General features: G+C 43.1%; 17 protein-coding genes, 1 pseudogene, 1 CRISPR repeat array and 1 riboswitch. Of the genes and pseudogenes, 1 reads left to right on the top strand and 17 read right to left on the bottom strand.

Features of this window, described 5'->3' with window-relative positions; genetic code table 11:
- Nucleotides 1–32 precede the first annotated feature (32 nt).
- The 3 genes from ACESPQ_RS05325 to ACESPQ_RS05315 form a co-directional block, all read right to left on the bottom strand.
- Nucleotides 33–1367 (bottom strand): NCS2 family permease, encoded by a 1335-nt coding sequence (locus ACESPQ_RS05325; protein ID WP_002608184.1) that lies wholly within the window; start codon nucleotides 1365–1367, stop codon nucleotides 33–35.
- A gap of 52 nt (nucleotides 1368–1419) precedes the next feature.
- Nucleotides 1420–1519: riboswitch (purine riboswitch) on the bottom strand.
- Between the two features lie 69 nt (nucleotides 1520–1588).
- The gene (locus tag ACESPQ_RS05320) at nucleotides 1589–2191 is read right to left on the bottom strand and encodes a Type 1 glutamine amidotransferase-like domain-containing protein (RefSeq protein ID WP_109770460.1); all 603 of its coding nucleotides are present in this window, start codon (nucleotides 2189–2191) and stop codon (nucleotides 1589–1591) included.
- Nucleotides 2188–3357: an aminotransferase class I/II-fold pyridoxal phosphate-dependent enzyme gene (locus tag ACESPQ_RS05315; protein ID WP_373144034.1), complete on the bottom strand. Its 1170-nt coding sequence runs from the start codon at nucleotides 3355–3357 to the stop codon at nucleotides 2188–2190. The genes ACESPQ_RS05320 and ACESPQ_RS05315 overlap by 4 nt, the downstream gene beginning before the upstream one ends.
- A 365-nt stretch (nucleotides 3358–3722) precedes the next feature.
- A CRISPR array of direct repeats spans nucleotides 3723–4299; the repeat unit is 24 nt; unit sequence GTCAAGCTCTTTCGCGGAGCTTGT.
- A gap of 130 nt (nucleotides 4300–4429) precedes the next feature.
- On the opposite strand from ACESPQ_RS05315, the gene ACESPQ_RS05310 reads away from it, so the two are divergent.
- Complete coding sequence (locus ACESPQ_RS05310; RefSeq protein WP_373144033.1) at nucleotides 4430–5830, top strand: glutamate synthase-related protein; 1401 nt, start codon at nucleotides 4430–4432, stop codon at nucleotides 5828–5830.
- A 76-nt stretch (nucleotides 5831–5906) separates the two neighbouring features.
- Here the strand turns inward: ACESPQ_RS05310 and ACESPQ_RS05305 are convergent, their stop codons facing one another.
- The 14 genes and pseudogenes from ACESPQ_RS05305 to ACESPQ_RS05240 all read right to left on the bottom strand — a co-directional run bounded on the left by ACESPQ_RS05305 (nucleotide 5907) and on the right by ACESPQ_RS05240 (nucleotide 20118).
- Complete coding sequence (locus ACESPQ_RS05305) at nucleotides 5907–7904, bottom strand: alpha/beta hydrolase family protein (protein ID WP_109770463.1); 1998 nt, start codon at nucleotides 7902–7904, stop codon at nucleotides 5907–5909.
- Between the two features lie 750 nt (nucleotides 7905–8654).
- A complete protein-coding gene (locus tag ACESPQ_RS05300) occupies nucleotides 8655–9563 on the bottom strand; it encodes a hypothetical protein (protein WP_233105708.1) in 909 nt (302 codons plus the stop codon).
- Between the two features lie 682 nt (nucleotides 9564–10245).
- Nucleotides 10246–12549, bottom strand: a complete 2304-nt coding sequence (locus ACESPQ_RS05295; RefSeq protein ID WP_109770465.1) for an EAL domain-containing protein — start codon at nucleotides 12547–12549, stop codon at nucleotides 10246–10248.
- 673 nt (nucleotides 12550–13222) lie between these two features.
- A complete protein-coding gene (locus ACESPQ_RS05290; RefSeq protein ID WP_373144032.1) occupies nucleotides 13223–13513 on the bottom strand; it encodes a hypothetical protein in 291 nt (96 codons plus the stop codon).
- Between the two features lie 294 nt (nucleotides 13514–13807).
- The gene (locus ACESPQ_RS05285; RefSeq protein ID WP_109770466.1) at nucleotides 13808–14020 is read right to left on the bottom strand and encodes a DUF3791 domain-containing protein; all 213 of its coding nucleotides are present in this window, start codon (nucleotides 14018–14020) and stop codon (nucleotides 13808–13810) included.
- Nucleotides 14017–14486, bottom strand: a pseudogene (locus ACESPQ_RS05280) (DUF3990 domain-containing protein). Before ACESPQ_RS05280 ends, ACESPQ_RS05285 begins: the two are co-directional and overlap by 4 nt.
- Complete coding sequence (locus ACESPQ_RS05275; protein ID WP_109770467.1) at nucleotides 14483–14722, bottom strand: DUF3791 domain-containing protein; 240 nt, start codon at nucleotides 14720–14722, stop codon at nucleotides 14483–14485. The pseudogene ACESPQ_RS05280 and the gene ACESPQ_RS05275 overlap by 4 nt, the downstream one beginning before the upstream one ends.
- Nucleotides 14723–14878: 156 nt before the next feature.
- Nucleotides 14879–15010, bottom strand: coding sequence for a hypothetical protein (locus tag ACESPQ_RS05270; protein ID WP_258291355.1), 132 nt, complete (start codon nucleotides 15008–15010; stop codon nucleotides 14879–14881).
- A complete protein-coding gene (gene rlmD / locus ACESPQ_RS05265) occupies nucleotides 15011–16327 on the bottom strand; it encodes a 23S rRNA (uracil(1939)-C(5))-methyltransferase RlmD (RefSeq protein ID WP_109770468.1) in 1317 nt (438 codons plus the stop codon). It lies immediately after the preceding gene.
- A 21-nt stretch (nucleotides 16328–16348) separates the two neighbouring features.
- Entirely contained in the window at nucleotides 16349–17167 is an 819-nt protein-coding gene (locus ACESPQ_RS05260; protein ID WP_002608175.1) for a YihY/virulence factor BrkB family protein, read from the bottom strand.
- Nucleotides 17168–17220: 53 nt separating this feature from the next.
- A complete protein-coding gene (locus ACESPQ_RS05255) occupies nucleotides 17221–17706 on the bottom strand; it encodes a DUF4358 domain-containing protein (protein ID WP_109770469.1) in 486 nt (161 codons plus the stop codon).
- 214 nt (nucleotides 17707–17920) lie between these two features.
- On the bottom strand, nucleotides 17921–18310 hold the full coding sequence (locus ACESPQ_RS05250; RefSeq protein WP_002608173.1) for an inorganic diphosphatase: 390 nt from the start codon (nucleotides 18308–18310) through the stop codon (nucleotides 17921–17923).
- Between the two features lie 14 nt (nucleotides 18311–18324).
- Entirely contained in the window at nucleotides 18325–19350 is a 1026-nt protein-coding gene (locus tag ACESPQ_RS05245; RefSeq protein WP_373144031.1) for an alpha-hydroxy-acid oxidizing protein, read from the bottom strand.
- Nucleotides 19351–19680: 330 nt separating this feature from the next.
- Nucleotides 19681–20118, bottom strand: a complete 438-nt coding sequence (locus tag ACESPQ_RS05240; protein WP_373144030.1) for a bacteriocin — start codon at nucleotides 20116–20118, stop codon at nucleotides 19681–19683.
- Nucleotides 20119–20176: the final 58 nt, after the last annotated feature.

Here is a 20176-nt window from a genome sequence, read left to right as displayed (position 1 = left end):
TATCATTTTTTTTCTGATTTTAAAATCTTTTTCTACATAAATTGCGGCAGTGCGAAGTAGATTAGGAAAATCACCATCAATACCCATACCGTGATGTGCACTTCCTTTGTTTTACCTGCAGCCGTCATCGCAATCGCATAGGCAATAAATCCAAACGCGATGCCATTGGAAATGGAATATGTCAGAATCATCATAAGAACCGTAATGAAACCGGCAGTCGCATATACCATATTATCCCATTCGATTTCCTTCAGCTGCTGTGCCATCAGAATACCCACAACAACAAGAGCAGGAGCCGTTACCGCATTTGTTACAGCGGACAGCACGATTGGTGAAAACAGAATGGATACAAAGAACAGTATACCCGTCGTACAAGCAGTTAAACCGGTTCTGCCGCCAACCTCAACGCCGGAGGTAGATTCCACAAAGGAGGTAACCGTAGAAGTACCTAAAGCAGCACCTGCAACAGTACCTACCGCATCCGCAACCAGTGCGCGCTCCACATTCTCCAACTCGCCCTTCTCATTCACCAGACCGATGCGATTTGCAACAGCAACCAGCGTACCGGCAGTATCAAAGAAATCCACAAACAGAAAGGAGAAAATCACAACAAACGCATTCAACGGATTTGCGAACAATTCACCGAAACCATCTACAAAAGAGCCTGCTGCATTCAGATGGAAATTCATTTCAAAGAATTTATCAGGCAATGCCGGCATTCCCTTTAAACCAAACGCCGCACCGCAGATGATACCGATAATCGCAGTAATTACCATCCCCACAAAAACAGCAGCCGGTACCTTTTTGACAAGCAACGCAATAGTCAGCAGGATACCGAAGAGTGCAAGCAATACCTGCGGATCAGCAAAATCACCGATTGTCACAAAGGTAGATGCGCTTCCGGCAACAATCCCGGCATTTTTTAAACCGACAAAAGCAATAAAGAAACCGATACCGGCACCAATCGCCATCTTCAGCTGCTTTGGAATCGCATTGATAATCGCTTTACGAATACCGGTAACTGAAATTACGATGAAAATCAAACCGGAAATAAATACGCCAGCCAATGCTGCCTGCCAGCTCATCCCCATCTGTCCGCAGATCGTATAAGCAAATAATGCATTAACCCCCATACCGGCAGCCAAAGCAACCGGATAATTTGCCACCAGTCCCATAACGATGGAGGCAAAGCCTGCAGAAATAGCCGTAGCCATAAAAACAGATGCACGATCCATACCTGCATCATGCAGAATAGACGGGTTTACCCCAAGAATATAGGCCATTGCCAGAAAGGTTGTGATACCGGCAATTACCTCGGTTTTCACAGAAGTCTGCTTCACATTCAATTTGAATAATTTTTCTAACATAATTCCCTCTTTTCTGTCTCCCAAAACAAAAAAACACCGCAAACCGCAGTATTCGTATATAAGCTTCCATCGTAGTCTGAAATTGGTTTTCAGGTAGAAACGCTTTCACCATCATGTCGAAAGTATATACGATGTTTCTATAGACTTGTACATTATAGACAAAAATGAAACAATTTGCAAGTAATATTACCCGAAGATCTGATAAAAGAAAAAAAGATTCTTCACTCAAGGAAAAATCTATTTTCATCCGTAACTACATAAGCACGCTGATCCGCACAGCCGATAGCCGGCAAATTCTGTTTTCTGCAAACCATATCGAAGGATTTACGTTCTTCCTTCTGATAATGTGGACAGAACGCACCTTTTATCATACCCATACCGTTCACAAGTTCAAATGTGTCTGATGCGATGTTGCTGTAGCCATATTCAAATAGAGCATTCGCCCCGGCACTGAGACCGCAGATGACGATTCCCTGATTGGAAAGCTCCTTTAAAAGCAGATCCAGTTTTCGTAATTCCAGCTGCTCCATAAGAAACCGCGTATCTCCCGCTCCGAGATAAATCATATCCTGCGATTGAAATTTATTATAGATTTCTTTATCACTCAGCTTTGTATGCAGCAGTCGCAGAGATTCCACCTGACAGCCAAGACTTCGATAATATTGTTTAAAGCGCTTCGCATAGCCCTGATCGTCTCTGCTTGCTAGCGGAATAAACAATACATGTGGCTGTGTTTTTCCACACCTGGAAATCGCATAGGTGTCGATTGACATTGTTTCCTGCTTTTGAAAGCTTCCGCCGCCAATTGCAATCAGTATTTTCATTTCAGAAAGAACCGGCTTTCCTTTAAAGCCTGCAATGCCTGTTCGATAACTTCATCACTTTGAACAAGTGCAATTCGTACAAAGCCCTCACCATATGCTCCAAAAGAACTGCCAGGAGTCACCAGCATTCCGCTGCATTTTAACAGGTTTAGAGCAAATTCCTCACTGTTGCCATAGCCTTCCGGAATCTGCGCCCATAAGAACATGGTGCTCTTGCATGAAGTGATGTGCCAGCCTGCAGCTGCAGCGCCGGCAATAATACGATTTCTTCTTCTCTGGTAGGTTTCACGGGTTTCCTTCACAATGCTCTGGTCTTGCGTTAAAGCTGCGATTGCGGCTTTTTGAATAGGTAAAAACATACCGTAATCAATATTGCTTTTCAGTTTTCTCAGAATACCGACGATTTCCGCATTACCCACACATATTCCAATACGTGCTCCAGCCATGCCATAGGTTTTACTAAAGGAATTAAATTCAATACCAATATCCTTTGCACCCGCATAATATAAGAAGCTTTTTCCTTCCTCTCCATCAAACACAAGATTGCTGTAGGCTGTATCGTGAATGACGATAATATCATGTGCCTTTGCAAATTGAATCAATTCTTCATAAAAGCTATCTGGAGCCGTAGCACCTGTTGGATTATTCGGATAGGATATAATCATCATCTTAGCCTTTTCTGCTATTTCTTCAGGAATTGCATCGAATTGAATCAGATAATCATATTCTTTCAGCATCGGCATTTCATATAACTCTGCCCCTGCTATTTTCGGTCCATTCGCAAAGATAGGGTAGCTGGGAGCAGGGATGAGAACAATATCACCTTCATCACATAGTGCCAATGCGACATGTGCAAGTCCTTCCTGAGATCCCTGCAGAGACAGTATCTCTGTTTCTGTATCCAATTCTACCTGATATCTTTTTCTGTACCAGGCTTGTATTGTTTCTTTTAATTCTTTTGTATCATGAAGTGAATACATATAGCTTTCCGGCTGCTGTGCAGCAGTGATTAGTGCATCCATGACCTCCTTACTTGGTGCTATGTTAGGGGATCCTATTGTAAAGTCATACACGGCTTTCCCACTAGCCAGCATTTTTTGTTTTTCTTCATCAAGCCTGCTGAAAACACCTTCCGCAAGTAAATCCATTCGTTTGGAAAATTTCATATTCTCCCTCTTTCCTGATATTTCATATTTCTCTCATTATAAAAGAAAAGACCGGTCCCTTCAATAGCTGATGGGTGAATTTCACAACCTTCGTATGGTGTACACTAACAGATTCTAAAAACTGACCTCAATTACATTTTTGTTTAGCACTTTGTAAAGTTTCTGTTATAATAAAAGTAGAGATATCATATCCACTCACATGTTCTTTGCGCGAACCCCAAGCTCACATGATTTTCCAGGGAGGTTCGCGCCACATAATTGTGTTTTAAAACGAAATGTAACAATTTACAATAAAAGTACGATAGATAATTAAATGTAAATAATATTTTTTGTTACATTCGGAGTGGTTTATCACAAATCTCGCAGTCAAGCTCTTTCGCGGAGCTTGTGGATCTAAATAACTAAGATAAGACTATGGTACCATACGATATCACGTCAAGCTCTTTCGCGGAGCTTGTGGATCTAAATCGTAATAGACTTATTTCGATGCATTGGATATGCTGTCAAGCTCTTTCGCGGAGCTTGTGGATCTAAATTTTTTTTGACAGAGAAGTTGATACCAGTGAATGCAAGTCAAGCTCTTTCGCGGAGCTTGTGGATCTAAATGCCAAAGATTGCTGGTGTTGCCTTATCTACCACAGTCAAGCTCTTTCGCGGAGCTTGTGGATCTAAATTGTTCCAAGCAACAACTTCGGGATGTCCCGAGCGAGTCAAGCTCTTTCGCGGAGCTTGTGGATCTAAATACGCACTGTTATCACCATCCTTTATCGGGTCCCATGTCAAGCTCTTTCGCGGAGCTTGTTGATCTAAATTGAGATTTTAGAAATCATTGCAACTTACATTCCAGACGCCAAGCTCTTTCGCGGAGCTTGTTGATCTAAATTTCCAGCCTTTATCGACAGTATGATTGAATTGTCCGCCAAGCTCTTTTTCAGAGCTTGGCGATCAAACAGCTCAGTACAGATTTTGCATTCCTACACACTACTTCCCATCCAATACCATTTGCAATCTCTCTCTAAACAGCGTACAATAAACACATAAAGTAAACGCTTACAGGAAGGAGATTTTTTATATGAAATATGTATGCGAAATATGCGGCTACATGTATGATGAAGCTGTTGAAGGCACCTCCTGGGTCAACCTTGATAGCACATGGAAATGCCCGCTATGCACCGCTCCAAAGGAATGCTTTAAAAAAGTAGCATCAGAGGAAGACGCGTCAGCTACATCCAAAAGCAACGATGCCACCTCCCTTGCCATACAGAAAAATGCCAAAAAGGAAGACACCCTGGAAACCAGCATGTCCCTCATCCATGAAATGGCTATTCACAACGCCAGCCGTATCGAAGCGATGCGCACACGCAAATCCGTACCCGGATGGGATGACATCCTGCTATTGGGAGGCCAGCTCGCCCACCCGCCACTTGCCGATAAAGCCGATGTTGACACAACGACCATCATTGGGAAAAATGCACGCAAGCCAATGGTTCTTGATCATGCCGTCTACGTATCTCACATGTCCTTCGGCGCCCTCTCCAAAGAAGCCAAAACTGCACTTGCGAAAGGAACAGCAGCCGTACATACCGCGCAATGCAGTGGAGAAGGCGGCATCCTCCCGGATGAAATCGATCATGCCTACAAATACATTTTTGAATATGTTCCCAACAAATACAGTGTCACCGACGAAAACCTGAAACGCAGTGATGCAATCGAAATCAAAATCGGTCAGGGATCAAAACCAGGCATGGGCGGTCATCTTCCTGCAGAAAAAGTCACTGAGGAAATATCCGCCATACGTGGAAAGCCACTGCATCAGGACATCATTTCCCCATCGAAATTTGAAGAAATCAAAACAAAGGACGATTTAAAGCAGCTGGTCACCTCTCTCAGAGAACGCAGTGACGGACGTCCGATCGGTATAAAAATCGCAGCCGGGCATATCGAAGCAGATCTGGAATGGAGCGCATATGCACAGCCTGACTTCATTACCATTGACGGCCGCGGTGGCGCAACCGGAGCATCTCCAAAATACCTGAAAGACAATTCTACAGTGCCTACCGTATATGCCCTGGCCCGCGCCCGCGCATACATGAACCAGCACCATATGACACAGGAGCTCATCATTACCGGAGGCTTTCGTACAAGTGGAGAAATGATCAAGGCTCTGGCAATGGGAGCGGATGCCATCGCAATTGCAAGTGCTGCCATGATAGCAATCGGCTGTCAGCAATACCGCATCTGCCACAACGGAAAATGTCCAATGGGCATTGCCACGCAAGATCCTGAACTACGCAAGAATTTTTCCATAGACAAAGGAGCAAAGCGCTTGGAAAACTATCTTCATGTACTACGGGAGGAATTAAAATCCTTCGCAAGAATCAGCGGACACACCTCCATTCACGACCTCAGCAGGGATGATCTATGTACAACCAGCTCAGAAATATCCAATCACACTGACATTCCACACTGCTAAACTGCAATATCCAGACCACAAAAAAACGAACAGACGTATCCTCAACAAATACAGCCTGCTCGTTTTTCTTTTCTATTTAATCCTTCAGATAGGTATCCATCCAGGTCGTAATTTCCTTTAGACGCTTTACTCTGTGTCTTGGCTTTCCACTCCTGGACAGCTCGTGATTCTCTCCCTTAAACATGCACAAGCGTGTCGCAACACCATTCTCGCACAAGGCACTGTACATCTGCATTCCCTCACTGTATGGACATCGGAAATCCTCATCACTATGGATAAACAGCGTCGGCGTCGTACACTGATTTGCATATTTCAAAGGAGAATGCCACCACAGCTTATCTACATTTTTCCATGTGTCAGCACCCTGCTGATCAGCACCGAACATTTCTCCGATATCGGATGTGTGCGCAAAGCTTATCCAGTTTGAGATAGAACGCTGACTTGCCGCAGCCTTAAATCGATCAGTATGACCGATGATCCAGTTTGTCATGAATCCGCCATAGCTGCCACCTGTCACACCGACACGCGCGGTATCTATCGCCGGATATTTCTTCAGTACCTCATCTGTGAATCTCATCAAATCCTCATAATCAATCGTACCGTACTTACCACGGATATCCGCAAAGCTGTTACCTCTGCCATCGCCTCCGCGCGGATTCATAAAAAACACAAAATATCCCTGATTTGCCCACACCTGCATTTCATGATAATAGACCTCGCCATACACCGTCTTCGGTCCGCCATGAATATCCAGAATTGCCGGATAGGTTTTCTTTGGATCAAACTCCTTTGGCTCCAGCACCCAGCCATACAGCTCCATTCCATCCTGTGTGAAATTGCATGGTACGCATGGACGGATATCCTTCTCCGCATAAAATTCCTCATTGAATCCGGTTAACTGCCTGCAGCTTTTTCCGTGAATATCATATGAATACAGCTCCTGTAAACGCATATCCTGCATACCTGCAAAATACAAACGGTCCTTTGCAAGTGCGATAACATCCACACTTCCCTCCCTGTCATATACAGGTGTAATGCTGCCATCACTATGCAAAGCATATACACTGCTCCTATTGAACAATGTCGTAATAAAATACACCGTATCCTTATACAGACAGATGCTCTGACCGCCACCATAACGACAGTCACTGCCTACGCTGGAGCCAACAGCATCCTCATAGGAGGCAAACAGCTCTACCGCTCCGCTATTTGGATTCAGCTGATAAAACATGCCGTTTTCATTCAGACCGTAGCGCTTCTGTTCACTCGCCACCATCATAATGTTATCCTTCCATGGCAGAATTTTCCCAATCGACCACTGCCCTGCAGGAAGAATTTCACGATGCTCTCCTGTATTTCGGTAATAAGAATATACCCCTTCCTTATTTATGGGTTTGCATGCGTAGCTCTCACCTGTGTAATACACAATCTCATGATTATCTGAAAGCTCTACATCATATACATTGCAGGTTTCTTCACTGATGCGCAATATTTCATCATCATGCTCGTGATACAGGAACAGGCTGTTTCGTTTCTTATTCGTATATCCCATGCCATTTCCATAAAAGGGCAGCTCATCCAGAACCTCATAATCCTGCATATCCTTCTTTTCCTGAAGGATTTTTTCCTTCTCATCGGCATTCATTTGATATATGCGGGAATATTCCAAATGAAAATCCGCACAGAATACATATTCTCCATCTGCCGCCTTCTTGATGGAAGTTACCTGTAATGGTATGGTAAAAGCCTTTACAGCCTCTCCTCCATGAATGCTGATTCGATAGAAGCAGGTTCTTTCCTCTCCATTTTCAACAGCCTTTCGATCCTCCTCATCCCGCATATTGGCAAACAGGACAGTTTCATTATCATCCCATAAATAGAGCTGTTCCTTTCCATGGCTGGTCAGCTGCCGCACAGTATCGCCATCCGTCAGATACAGCTTCATCTGATAGCTGTTATCCTTCTCCACACACTTGCTGCCGACAAAAACACCATGCTCCTCATCCGGTGCAAATGACAGATTACTCAGATATGTAAAATCCAGAAAATCCTTTAATTTAATTGTATCCTTCATAATACCCTCCTCTTATGCTCTTCCTTTATTCTAGTACAAAACCCCTGAAATAAAAAGTCTTTTAGAGAAATCCGTATGGCTATCCACTTCCAAGCCATGCATAGGCGGCTAAACGGGTAGACCCCCTTACTTTATAATCCCGGCAATGCGTTTCCTAAACCATTATATTGAGAGCCTGGATTTCTATTTCCTTTATCATCATAGTATTTCATCTAAAGAAAAATCAATTCCTCATGGCAAACCATCTGTTTTCCTTTTTGTTTGTTTTTGTATGAAAAAGCGTTCCTGATAATTATAATGCATTTCATAATTTACAGTATAGTGAGTAAACAGGATCCAGCTGAATCCGCAAAAAAACAGACGCTTTGAAACGAACCCCAAAGTTTGGACAGCCAAAGGAAAGGGTTCACTTCACATTCCTGTATCTTCCCTGTATCCTCTATTTTTATCACCACATGTTCTTTATTATACTGATGAAGCAATTACTTTTATGAGACATATACTGCATATATTCACTTTTCCACTTTTCACACAGCCTCCTCCCTGTAAACATGAAAAAGAAGATGACCAGGCATTCGCTATAAGTCATCCTCCTATAAATCATTCAATTTCCCGTTACTGTCAAACATTTACCCTGACATAAAACCACTTTATCGAAAGGCGTTAGCTATGCTGTCCTATAGGTTCAGATGTGATGGATACAGCCGTCTACAACAGAGAATTGACACAGTCTTACGGCATTGCACATTTTTATGCAAAGGTCTCATACAGCATCAGCTTCTGCATGGTAACGCTGCTCTTCCACCAGTTTGCACTCAGGCGATATTCGTTCTCATACCCCTGCCATACCCAGTTGATATCCCAGCAACCCTCGGCATCTCTTGTTTCCGTAATTCTTTGAACCTCCAGCTTCAGAAGATTACTATATTCCGGATATAGCGGATGAAGACGATCGTGTATGAAAAATGACGGCGTAATGCAGTATGCATTCCAATTATCAGGATCTTCTTCAATCAATCCCCGCATCAGCTGAATTCCATGGGCAGCGGCAGCATCTGCCTGCGGTCCGCAAAAGCTTCCCGTCTTCTGCAGTTCACGCAGAAGAAACATCATAGACTCCAGAGAATGCGGTTCAACCTCTTTCTGCGAAAGGAACAAAACCATCATACGCTGTACCATTGATTCCGCTTTAGTATACAGAGAGCTGTCTTTCTGTGCGAATTTCAGAATGAACCAGCATATATCTGCATTCGGCATATAGACATCAAACGTTTTTTTCTCTGTCTTCGTCCACCACGGCGCATGCGGATATTCATTATTGGAGGAAAGAATACTGATCCAGAAGCCGTCCTCCATATCCTTTCCACTTTCCAGATAGCGCAACATCCCCTGTATAACCGGATGTGTTTTATCCTGGTATTCAAGCTCATGAAGAATATGTATCGCATAAAACATCTGAGAGGGTGCAGAGGCAGGATTCCAGCAGTCCGCCTCTAAAGCATGAGCGAATCCTCCATCTGTATTTTGATAATACTGCAATTCGTCAACCACAGCCCCTGCATCACCACCCTCAAAGTAAAAACGCCATTTTGCCAGCTCCAGCCCTCTGGCATTGCGATGCATCCATCGACCTGTTTTTGTTATATCTAGTTTTGTCATTGTCTAATCTGCGCAGTGCCTATTCTGCTGCGCTCCTTTCTTTTTACGTATGATATCACATGCGTTCCTGAACGGCTTGTAAAAACAGGACATGTTTTCTTATATGATATCGCTCAGGTACAGCTCCTATACTACCACAGGATAAGAGTGAGTCGGTGAAATGATGCTGCAGCTCATCCTGTGGATTGCGAATAAAATAATGTATGATTGTAAGTCTATACGAAAAGCTGCATTGAAAGAAACCCTGTGCACAAAAGCATATATCATTCAAACGTATCATGAATTCTGAAAACGGGTATAAGAAAAAGAGGAAATCGAGAAACGGTTCTTTCTTACTTTAGGGTGTTTGCGAAAGGGAGACATCGACTTCTATTGATAACTATAATCGTATGGAAGTCTCCCTATGTTAAGTTTACCCACAATCGAGAAAGTACCCGAGAAACTGCATCATCTCATATTTCTCTCCTCTTGTGCCTGTTTTGAAATACATGATTCTGAACGAGTCTCAGTCGATCCCGTTATTCTTTCAAACGTATTGGTTATGACAAATATGTGGTAATGATCATCCTATGCCGCAAAAACTGTATTTCAGGTGGTATTGATCATCATATCCCACTAAAACTGAATTTCAGAAGGGCTGCCCTGTGTTTGTGGCAGTCTTCGTCTTTATTCGTTTGAAGTCTTACCCGTCTTGTCGTATTTGGAATTCGTGTAGCGTTTTTGCTTTCCTTGCCGAAAACGCCAAAACTTCAAAATTCTCAATTGACAACGGTTTGGAGAATACATATCCCTGCACCATATCACAATCTGCATTTCGCAAAAATTCCACCTGTGTAAAGGTTTCCACACCCTCTGCCACAGTTTTCATCCCAAGCTTTCTGGCAAGCTCAATCGCAGTCTCCACAACATCATTGCCTCTAGGGTCCCCTTCCTTATCGAAGAATGCACCATCCAGCTTCAATATGTCAACCGGTATTTCCTTCAATACGTTCAGGGAGGAATAGCCGCTTCCAAAATCATCCATCGAGCATTGAAAGCCTGCCGCATGAATCTGTGCAATGACATTTTTCAGCAGCTCCAGATTTTCAAATACCACAGTTTCCGTAAGCTCAAACTCAAGTAGATGGGAAGCTATACCATATGTTTTCTGTATTACCTCATACTTTTTCAAAAACTGCGGATCCAAAAGATGATTTCTTGACAGGTTCACAGAGATTGGAATAGGCGCGATTCCCCTGTTTTCCCAGTCCTGCAAGAGACGGCAGACGCAGTCAAACACATACAGATCCAGCTTGACAATAAAGCCGTTTTTCTCAAAGAACGGAATAAATTCCCCAGGTGATATCAGTCCATCCTGTGAATTCCAGCGAACCAGTGCCTCTGCTCCGACGATTTCACTCTTCTCCAGATTGATTTTCGGCTGCAGATATACAATAAATTCACCATTCTCAAGAGCCTGCTGCATGGAATTCTCCATTTTCTTCTCTTTCAGCATCTGCACACGGTCATAGTCATCATAAAATACACAGGAGCACATATGGCGACTGATCATGTCCTTATTGTTTTTTCTGGCGGTGTTTGCCCGATCACGTATATTGACGATATCAATGCTGCTGTCTGTCACAATATAGATGCCGCAATCCAACGGCAGATAATAGGTTTGTTCCTTACTCTGATTATAGGAGTTCACCTTATCCGTCATCGCTTCCAGACGTTCACGAATCTCTGCCGTATCCGTTGTAAACAACACCAGATTGTATGTATCCGATGAGATTCTGGCAAGAAATTCACCTTCCTTCAAATAGGATTGCAGGCAGTCATGCACATACTGCAATACCCGGTCTCCATCCCTGCTCCCGAAGGAGTCATTGATAAGCTTGAATTTACGAATATCGACGGAAACGAACGCAAAGGACTGAAAATTCTCCAGAATCCTCTGCAGCTCCTTTTCAAACCGTGGTGCAGTAAAGCCGTTGGTCACAGGATCCACATAGGCAACACGATAGATTTCCTTATTGAATTTCGTATTCGTGAACAAAATATAGAGTATAAGGATACCGAAGACCAGAAAGATGAATACATTGATCATAATCGAAAAATTCGTATAGTCCTGTATATTTTTGGCATAAATCATACTTGGTGCTATGGACAACAGATACCAGCTCCCCTCCTGCAGAGGTGTATAGTACAGAGTCCTTTCCTCAGGTTCTCCACGGACATCCTGATGCACCGTATAATGTATGGTACCGCTTTTTCTGTAATGCATATCTGACTTCAATTTAGAAAGAGAGCTTCCGCTGTCGATATCCGCCACATCCTGAATGCTATTATAGAAGTCATTTTTTAGAAATACGGCGTACTGGTTACTGGAATGCATAATAAAATCGCCATCCTGCGAAATGATATAGCTGAAGCCAACACCGTTGAAGGTATCGGTATCCGAGAGCAGCTGCAGAGTTTCCGTATTGCTCCAGGCAACCATCGCTCCTTTTATGTGCCCCTGTACATAAAAAGGAACTGCATACAGAATTCCCGTTTCATCATACAGCGTTTCCAGCTGCTTACTCACGCCGCTTTTCTGCTTATGGAGAGCATCCAGCACGATTTCCAGCGTTTCGACAGAGACTGTCTTATGATTTTTTACATGCAGAAGACCGTTCATATCCACATAGCCAATCCATGAGAAGTCGTTCTCCTTTAGAACACTGTCTATGATGGTCTGTCCGACAGCATCGGTTGTGGCAATCTCTGACAGATTTGAACTGACCTCACGCAGCTGTGCAATATTTTTTGCAATATTCTGATCCACTCTGCTTGAAGTCTGTTTCGATAATTCAGAAAGATACCGCTGTGTTTCATTCATAATCAGTGATTTGCTCTGCTGTATCATCATAGAACTCAAACCAATCATTGTTATAATCATGAGAATCAGAATACCGATGGCCAGCTTTGTATGCGTTTTCTGCTTTTTTCCCAGGGAATACATATGCGCCCCCCCTCTCAACATTCAGTTACAGGTATTATACTATAGATTATTGAATAGAGAAACTCTCTTTGCTGTAAGTCCGCAAAAAAAGGCAAATTCTGCATACAAATCATCAGATGGCATAGGAAAAGCTTAATGTATAGGATTCAACTGCACGATTTGTCTGCCACCATAGTGGATAGCTACAGACACAGGCCGTATGTATATCAATATGGCTATATATTCATAAATTTATGTGCTTCATTTTCCTTATACAACAACCTGCTTCGTATATCATCCGATACTGCAAGAGACATGGCGAAATGCAAATGATCTGCCTGAGGTCACCCTGCATAATCAGAGCCGGACGTGATAGCGTCAGGATGTCTTTAAATTCGGATTGACAGTCTTTCTCATATCCGCTGTCATTTGTGCATCCGCAATGGAGGAAATATCAAACACGATGTAATTTACATGTTTATAACGCTGAAAACATACCTCTACATTCGGATAATGGCAGTGACAGCAGACAAAGGTGATATTTAGCATACGGCAAAATAGGATGCATATTGTGAGCTGTCTTTTTCCGAATGAAACAATACCGGCACATTATATGTTTCAGCAAGCGCATAAACCGGCTCCAGGATATTGTCTGACAGATAAAACGACTCATGTCCGCAAAACAGCTTGATTCCTACAATCTTTTTTCTGATAGAGCCGTATCCAGCAGTTTTAACTGCTCCTTGTAATTGAAAAACGGACTGATTCCGCCAACGACATGAACATTGCAGTTGTCTGAGAATAGTTCCAGACAATCCTTTAAGCTTTGGATTTCACTTGTAATTACGGAATCACTGATGACGATTCCCTCATCAATGCCGTTTTTCTGCATTTCCTTAAGGAGTATTTTTTCCGGTAAGCATATTCCCTGGGTCGTTAGATGCATAAGGGCATCTAAGATTCTTCTTTTCTGTTCGCTATCCATGCGGCTGTCTCATTTGTATCCTTATGATTATTTACACATAACTCTTTGAAAAAAGATAGATGGATTCTGACAAATATAAGGAAAGGGATTTCCAACGTCAGCCTGACATTAGAAATCCCTTGTTTTAGATATTCTTTGACACTTTATTTATTCTTTCGTGACATCAAGACAATACTCTCAACGTGTAAAAGTTAAGCTATTACAAACATAATCGCAAAACAGCAAAATACCTATGTTTTCGGTGCTGACCAATTCATCTTTCTGACATACATTCCGCTCACTCACAAAAGTAGGCTATTTTGTATTTTTCTGCTCTTCTTCAAGCTCCTTCACCAAATATTCATCGCTCATACAATGCATATCTGATACTTCCTCACTCATGAGTTTATAGAGCTCTGAATGATAAAAAACATCTAATGCCTTATCCGATGAGATGCAGTTTTCCTTCGCAAAAAGCTCTACCACGCGAGCATACTTCTTCTGTAAGAGAATCGGATTTGCATTCATAGCTTTTCACTCCCTTTAAATTGCAGATAAGAAAGTGCCTTCACCGTTCGAAAGGACATTTGCAGATTCGGCTTTTCGTATCGCAGTCTATTGATGGCCTCCATTTTATCAATGAAACCATCAAGGAAAAGCTCCACCGTATTGAACACCTTGTCATTTGCAACACCACCGATGACAAGATCGTAATCTGCGCTTTCCAGTCCTCTGCGGCAATTCAGAATATAATCCAGCCATTCTTCTGAATAAGTATAAATTTTAACACCTTCAATACTTCATATGAGGCTTCATCAAAATCATAAATTGATATTATGCCCTCCTTGCCACGGCGCTTAAATCTGCCACACCATTTTTCTGCCTGCTCGTAAATAGGCGTGACATAAAATCCTTTTCCAAAATCGACATTCGCTCTAAAGTGCACTAAGTCCGGCTTATCCACTGTCACAAATGAACCGTGGTATAAGTTCATAATTTCACCCCTTTTTCCTTCATTATGTCAATAATATCTTCTACGATATATTCTTTACTCTGCGTATGCAATACTTCATACTCCGGTATGATATATTCCTTCAAAATATCTGTTTGTTCAGTCAGGGCAGCATACACTTTCTGTGCATCTACATTTAGTTTCAATGCAACATTTTCAATACAAAAAATTATAAATTCCAATTCTCTGCTTCCATACGGATTATTATCCATTACCATATGCTATGCGACCTCCTGTCCATATTTTATTTTCTCCTGTAATAAAGAATTTCTCAGGTTATCGCCCAAAACGTCTTTCTTCCGTTTTGAGCCGTACTTTATGTTTTTTCAATGTGTCTTCCCATCCTCATTACGTATGACATTGCTTCGCATTATCTATGCTTCCTGTGCTGTACGAAGGTCAGCTTCAGCAATCATTGGCGGATGACTGTCCTTCATTTCATACATTTTGTCATGAAATCGAACAGCTTCATTGAAATTCCCGGCTTTCAAGCCTTTTGCGTACATCTATTTCTTCACTCGTGACATCAAGACAACACTCTCAACGTGCGGAGTATGAGGAAAGATATCGATTGGCTGAATCTTGTCTACATTATAACGTGAGCTCAGTACAGCCAGATTCTTTCCAAGCGTTGCCGGATTACAGGAAACATAAATGATATTTTTAATTTTACTTCGCAGAATGCAATCCAGCATGGCGTCATCCAGACCGCTTCTTGGCGGATCCACAACCAGTACATCAATACTGCGCTTCTTCGACAGATAGGTCAGCTTGTTTGCCGCATCGTCACACAGAAAGGAAACATGCTCACAGCCATTCAGCGCTGCATTTTGATTGGCATTCACTACCGCATCCTTAATACTTTCGATTCCGATGATTTCCTTTGCCTTATCCTTCAGATATAAGGAAATTGCACCGATACCACTGTAGGCCTCCACGATCAGCTCATTGTCCTCCTTCACCATGGATGCAATCGTCCGATACAGCTGCACTGCCTGTTTGCTGTTCAGCTGAAAGAATGACCGCGGTGAAATTCGAAGCTTTAAGCCGTCCAGCTCCATCGCAAGACTCGTTTCCCCTGCCAGATGCATCATTTTATTACCGAACACCTCCGGTGTCTTTTTAATTGTATGTATACTCTGCCACAGACTCGTAAGCCCCTTTATCCGCATCAGATCAGAAATCAGGCGTTCATCAAGCTCATCATTGCCCGTAACAATTGTACACTGATAGCGATTGTCAAAGCCGCGAACCACCAGATTGCGGATACCTTTTTTATCATGCGGATTATAGGACACACAGCCGTGTGTATTCAACACATGCATGATATCCATACGGACCCGTTCCAGGCCGTCCTCATGTATCCAGCATTTTTTTACATCGATAAAATAATTGGAATTCGGCATAAACAAGCCGCTGACCAGACGTCCTTCCTCCATGGCACAGGGCAGCTTAAATTGATTCCGGTAACCGAATACATCCTCACTCGCCTTTACACGGGCAACCTTTCTGGGATCGATTTGCGCATATTTTATCAGAGACTGCTTCAACAGATCCTGCTTGTATTCCAGCTGTGCCGGATAACGGGCAATCATCAGTGGACAGGCACCGCAGGTATTCTGAATAAAACATTTCGGACGGATGCGGTTCTTACTGCTCTTAACCACCCGCTGCAGCTCCGCTGTCGCATAGCGCTTCTGTTTATCCACAATGCGGATTTCCACTTCCTCACCGATCAGTGCCTGCGGTACAAATACCGGCATGCGGTCGATATACCCGATTCCTTCCCCGTTGATCCCTGTTTTCTTTATAGTTACTTTCATATAATTCTTCCTCTTCCTTCTTTAAAAACGGCTGCGTATTCTCTTCGTCAGCTCACTGCACAGAATAAAAAACTTCTCATTTTTTAACGGCAGTGCTTCTTCTCTGCCATACTCCTCCTCACAAATCAGATTCAGACAAAACCCCAGATAAATGATGCAGGATATCAGATAGATGGCCAGCAGCAGGGTGACCAGAGATGCAAGAGGGCCGTAAACATCCTTATAGGATGTAAAATGACTGACGATTGTTACAAATAAGGCAGCCAGCCCCAGGATGCAGATGGTTGAGAACATCGCTCCGATGATACCGAATGACCAGTTCCGCTTCCGAAAGCTCAATGCCCGATACATCATGGTGAACAAAAGCAGCATGATAACTGCAGACACAATCGGCAGAAACTCATTCAGCCTTGTTGCTATGAATATGGATAAGACCAGAAGCAGAACAAGGGATACAAACAGCACCACGGACTTAATGCGGATCGACCACTTGGGAACCTCTACACTCTCATGGGAGGCACTGATCAGCAGAAAGGAGAAAATGCTTCTGCTTGCCAGATAAAAGGACACGCACATCGTCACAATAAAGGAGGTGATGTTGTAGTTCTGATTTGCGAAGAACTGAAATACCTGATCCAGTCCGTCCATACTCATATCCGGCATAAAGCTGATCAGAAACTTCATAATGATATCCATCGGCAGATATGCAAAGCGAAACAGCATCGCAATCAGCAGCAGACTGGGGGCAAGTGCCAGCAGCAGAGAAAAAGACAGGGAGTATTTAAAGAGACTTCCTTCAAACGATGTAAATTCCCGATACAGATCCATGATCCACTTCATACCTTCACCTGCCTTGCTTCATTAACTGCTCTACTATACCATAAATGCATGCGTTATGCATCCATCTTCTGCATATAGTTTACCACCTTTTCACTGTCTGAACCAAGAACAAAGTAATAATACTGACCGATTCTGCCTTCTTTTGCCTGATACAGCAGGTCTGCCGCCTCCGGAACATAAGCGCCCCACTGCTTTTTCAATGCTTCCTTGCGGCTTTTAATCGCCTTCTTCACATCCCCCTCATGTTCCTTCTTCACCTGAAACAATGCAATTTCCCCAAGCTGTGCCTGCACAGCAGCGGTTTTCACCATACAGCTTTCTATTTTCGTCATATCCAGCTGATAGAGTGTTTCCACCTCCCGCTCACTCAGCGCAGTGTCCTTTAACAATGGAATTGAAAAGGCTCCGTCCGCAATCTGTTCGTTGATATCCGCAAATACGCTGGAAAGATTTTTATCCCCCTGTGCAAAGGTACCCGTATTTTTTTGGCACCCGCTCATCAGGCACAGCAGCAATCCTATAATCAATAATTTTTTCATGCAAAAGACCTCCTTTTCTACTGTATGGAAAAAAAGAAGGATTCATGCATGGTAAGAATCAAAAAAACAACAGCTCCTGCATAAAATACCGGGAAACGGCAGGAAGCTCTTTCCACCTACAGGGGGCAGCACCTCCTCGTTCTACATATGCCATGTATCACAAAACAGCTTTGTTTCTGTCCATAAATATGAAAAAAAGCTGAATTACTTCAGCCTAATCGTTCTGTGCCCATTCCGGAACTTCATTTCCGCGACGAATCAATACAGCCTTCTGAAATTCTGTCTGATTCAGAAATTCCAGAATATCATTTTCGTCTTCCTCCGTACAGCCAACCAGCAGCTTGACCTCGCAGTCTTTTTTCAATATATCTGCGCTGATTACAACGGATTGTACGAGATTGCTTTTCTCACTGCCTCTGAAAACATCAATCGGTGCCTGATCAGAGCCTGTGGTATCATTCAGATACCCGTAATCCACAGGATATACCAGGTTGCTGTATTTGTAATGACAGGTATTTCTGGGTCTGTCGATTACGAGCTTGCTTGATAAAAACAAAGTATCCAGCTTCTGCCAGAAAAATGCATTGTTCTCAAAAGAATTCATAATGATCTCCTCCTTTAGAATGTTACGCTGACGCAATCTCTGGTTATATCCTGAATCGTCTTACAACCAGCCATTGCCATCGCTTCTTTTAACTCCAGTCTGATTTTTTCCAAATAGGTCACAAGGCCGTCGCTGCCATCTCCAATAACCGCCTGGGAAACCGGCCGGCCAATCAATACGCCGTCAGCCCCCAGTGCAAGTGCTTTGAAAACGTCATTTCCTGTACGGAACGCGCCGTCCACAAATACCTTCATACGTCCGTCTACCACCTTCACGATGTCCTCCAGCACTTCGATACCGGACAGACAGTCGTCCAGAACACGGCCGCCATGGTTACTTACAATAATACCGGATGCTCCTGCCTCCAGTGCCTTGCGGGCTCCCTTCACGCTGAGTATCCCCTTCAGAATAAAAGGAACATCTCCACAGATTCGCGTAATTTCCTTTAGCTCCTCAACATTTTTAAATCCGACTGGTGTAATGCTTGTTCTCAGATTTGTCAGACCGCTGGCATCAATATCACTGGCAATTGCCAGCGCATGTCCTTCTTTCGCCAGTTCGATCCGCCAGGCCATATGCTCCCTGCTCCACGGCTTAATCGTCGGCACACCGAAGCCTTCATGCTGTGCGACCACAGACATCGGGCCTTTGAACATTTCATCATGCATACCGTCTCCGGTAAATGCCAGTGTTCCCGCACGGCGGCAGCCATCCACCAGCGCTCTGGTATAGCTCATATCATCCAGCTCTGCACCATAATTCTGCAGGATACCGCTGATTGGTGCCGCATACACCGGTAATGATACCTTATGGCCAAAAAATTCGGAAGTCGTATCGATTTCCGTATTGTCACTGATTGTATCCATGGTAATGAATACCTTTTTCAGCATTTCAGCATTTCTTACAAATGCACTCCCGCTGCCCTTTCCTCCGGGACCGGGTGTTTCGCCTCGACATGCCAATCCATTGCATACCGGACAGCATCTGCATTTTGCGCACAGAGCTTTTGCGTTTGCATAAACCTCCTGCCACGTTTTCATATCAACACATCACTTTCTTCAACTTCCATGAAAAGCTTTCTTACTCACTTTACTATTATAGCGGTTATGAAAAAAATTATCAATCCTTTTAAAAGATTTTCATAAGTTTTTTCATTTTATGTCATTCTCCTGTCATAAAATCTGTGCAGGACACATAACCTAAGAGAATACCCCCTGCCTGCTTCCTATCTGAAAATAGGCAAAGCCGTAATGACTGAGACAAAAAGGAATCAACCTCATTGTTTTTAAGCGATGAAATTGATTCCCTTCTATCCCAGGATGCAACGATATTCTAAAGCAAGAAAGATACGTTTTTCCATCCTCCTGTTTCTATTTCAGATTCTCGATATTATGCTTCTTTACCCAATCCCAGAACTCCAGCGGATTTTCTTCATCAAAGCCGGTGATGTCATCCTTGACCACCCCATCCTTAATATAATAAACATGCGGTGTTGTCCCGGGCTTTTCCAGTCTGGTTTTCAACAGGTCATTATCCGCATACAGTTTCTCGGTCGTGGAATCATCCATTTTCACATTATAGATGGTCGTCGGATGATCCTCAATCGTATCCTCCAGCATCTTGTGCATCAGCTGGCAATAATAGCATTTATCTCTTGTAATCATAAGCAGAAACGTTTCTTTTTTATCCATTTTGGAAAAAGCATCCTCGATTCCAATCTGTTGCACCTTCCCCTTTTCCTGCACCTTATTACTGCAGCCGGTAACCAGAAGCATACAACAGCAAACAGATAATATAAATTTTTTCATGATATCACCTCATCCTTTCGGAATATTCCCTATTATACCCATTTCCCTTACATTATTC

Origin of the sequence: Clostridium sp. HGF2 (assembly GCF_964240115.1) — a bacterium.
Taxonomy (GTDB): Bacteria; Bacillota_I; Bacilli_A; order Erysipelotrichales; family Erysipelotrichaceae; genus Clostridium_AQ; species Clostridium_AQ innocuum.
The sequence above is the reverse complement of the archived record's forward strand: the minus strand, read 5'-3'. Positions and strand labels throughout refer to the sequence as shown.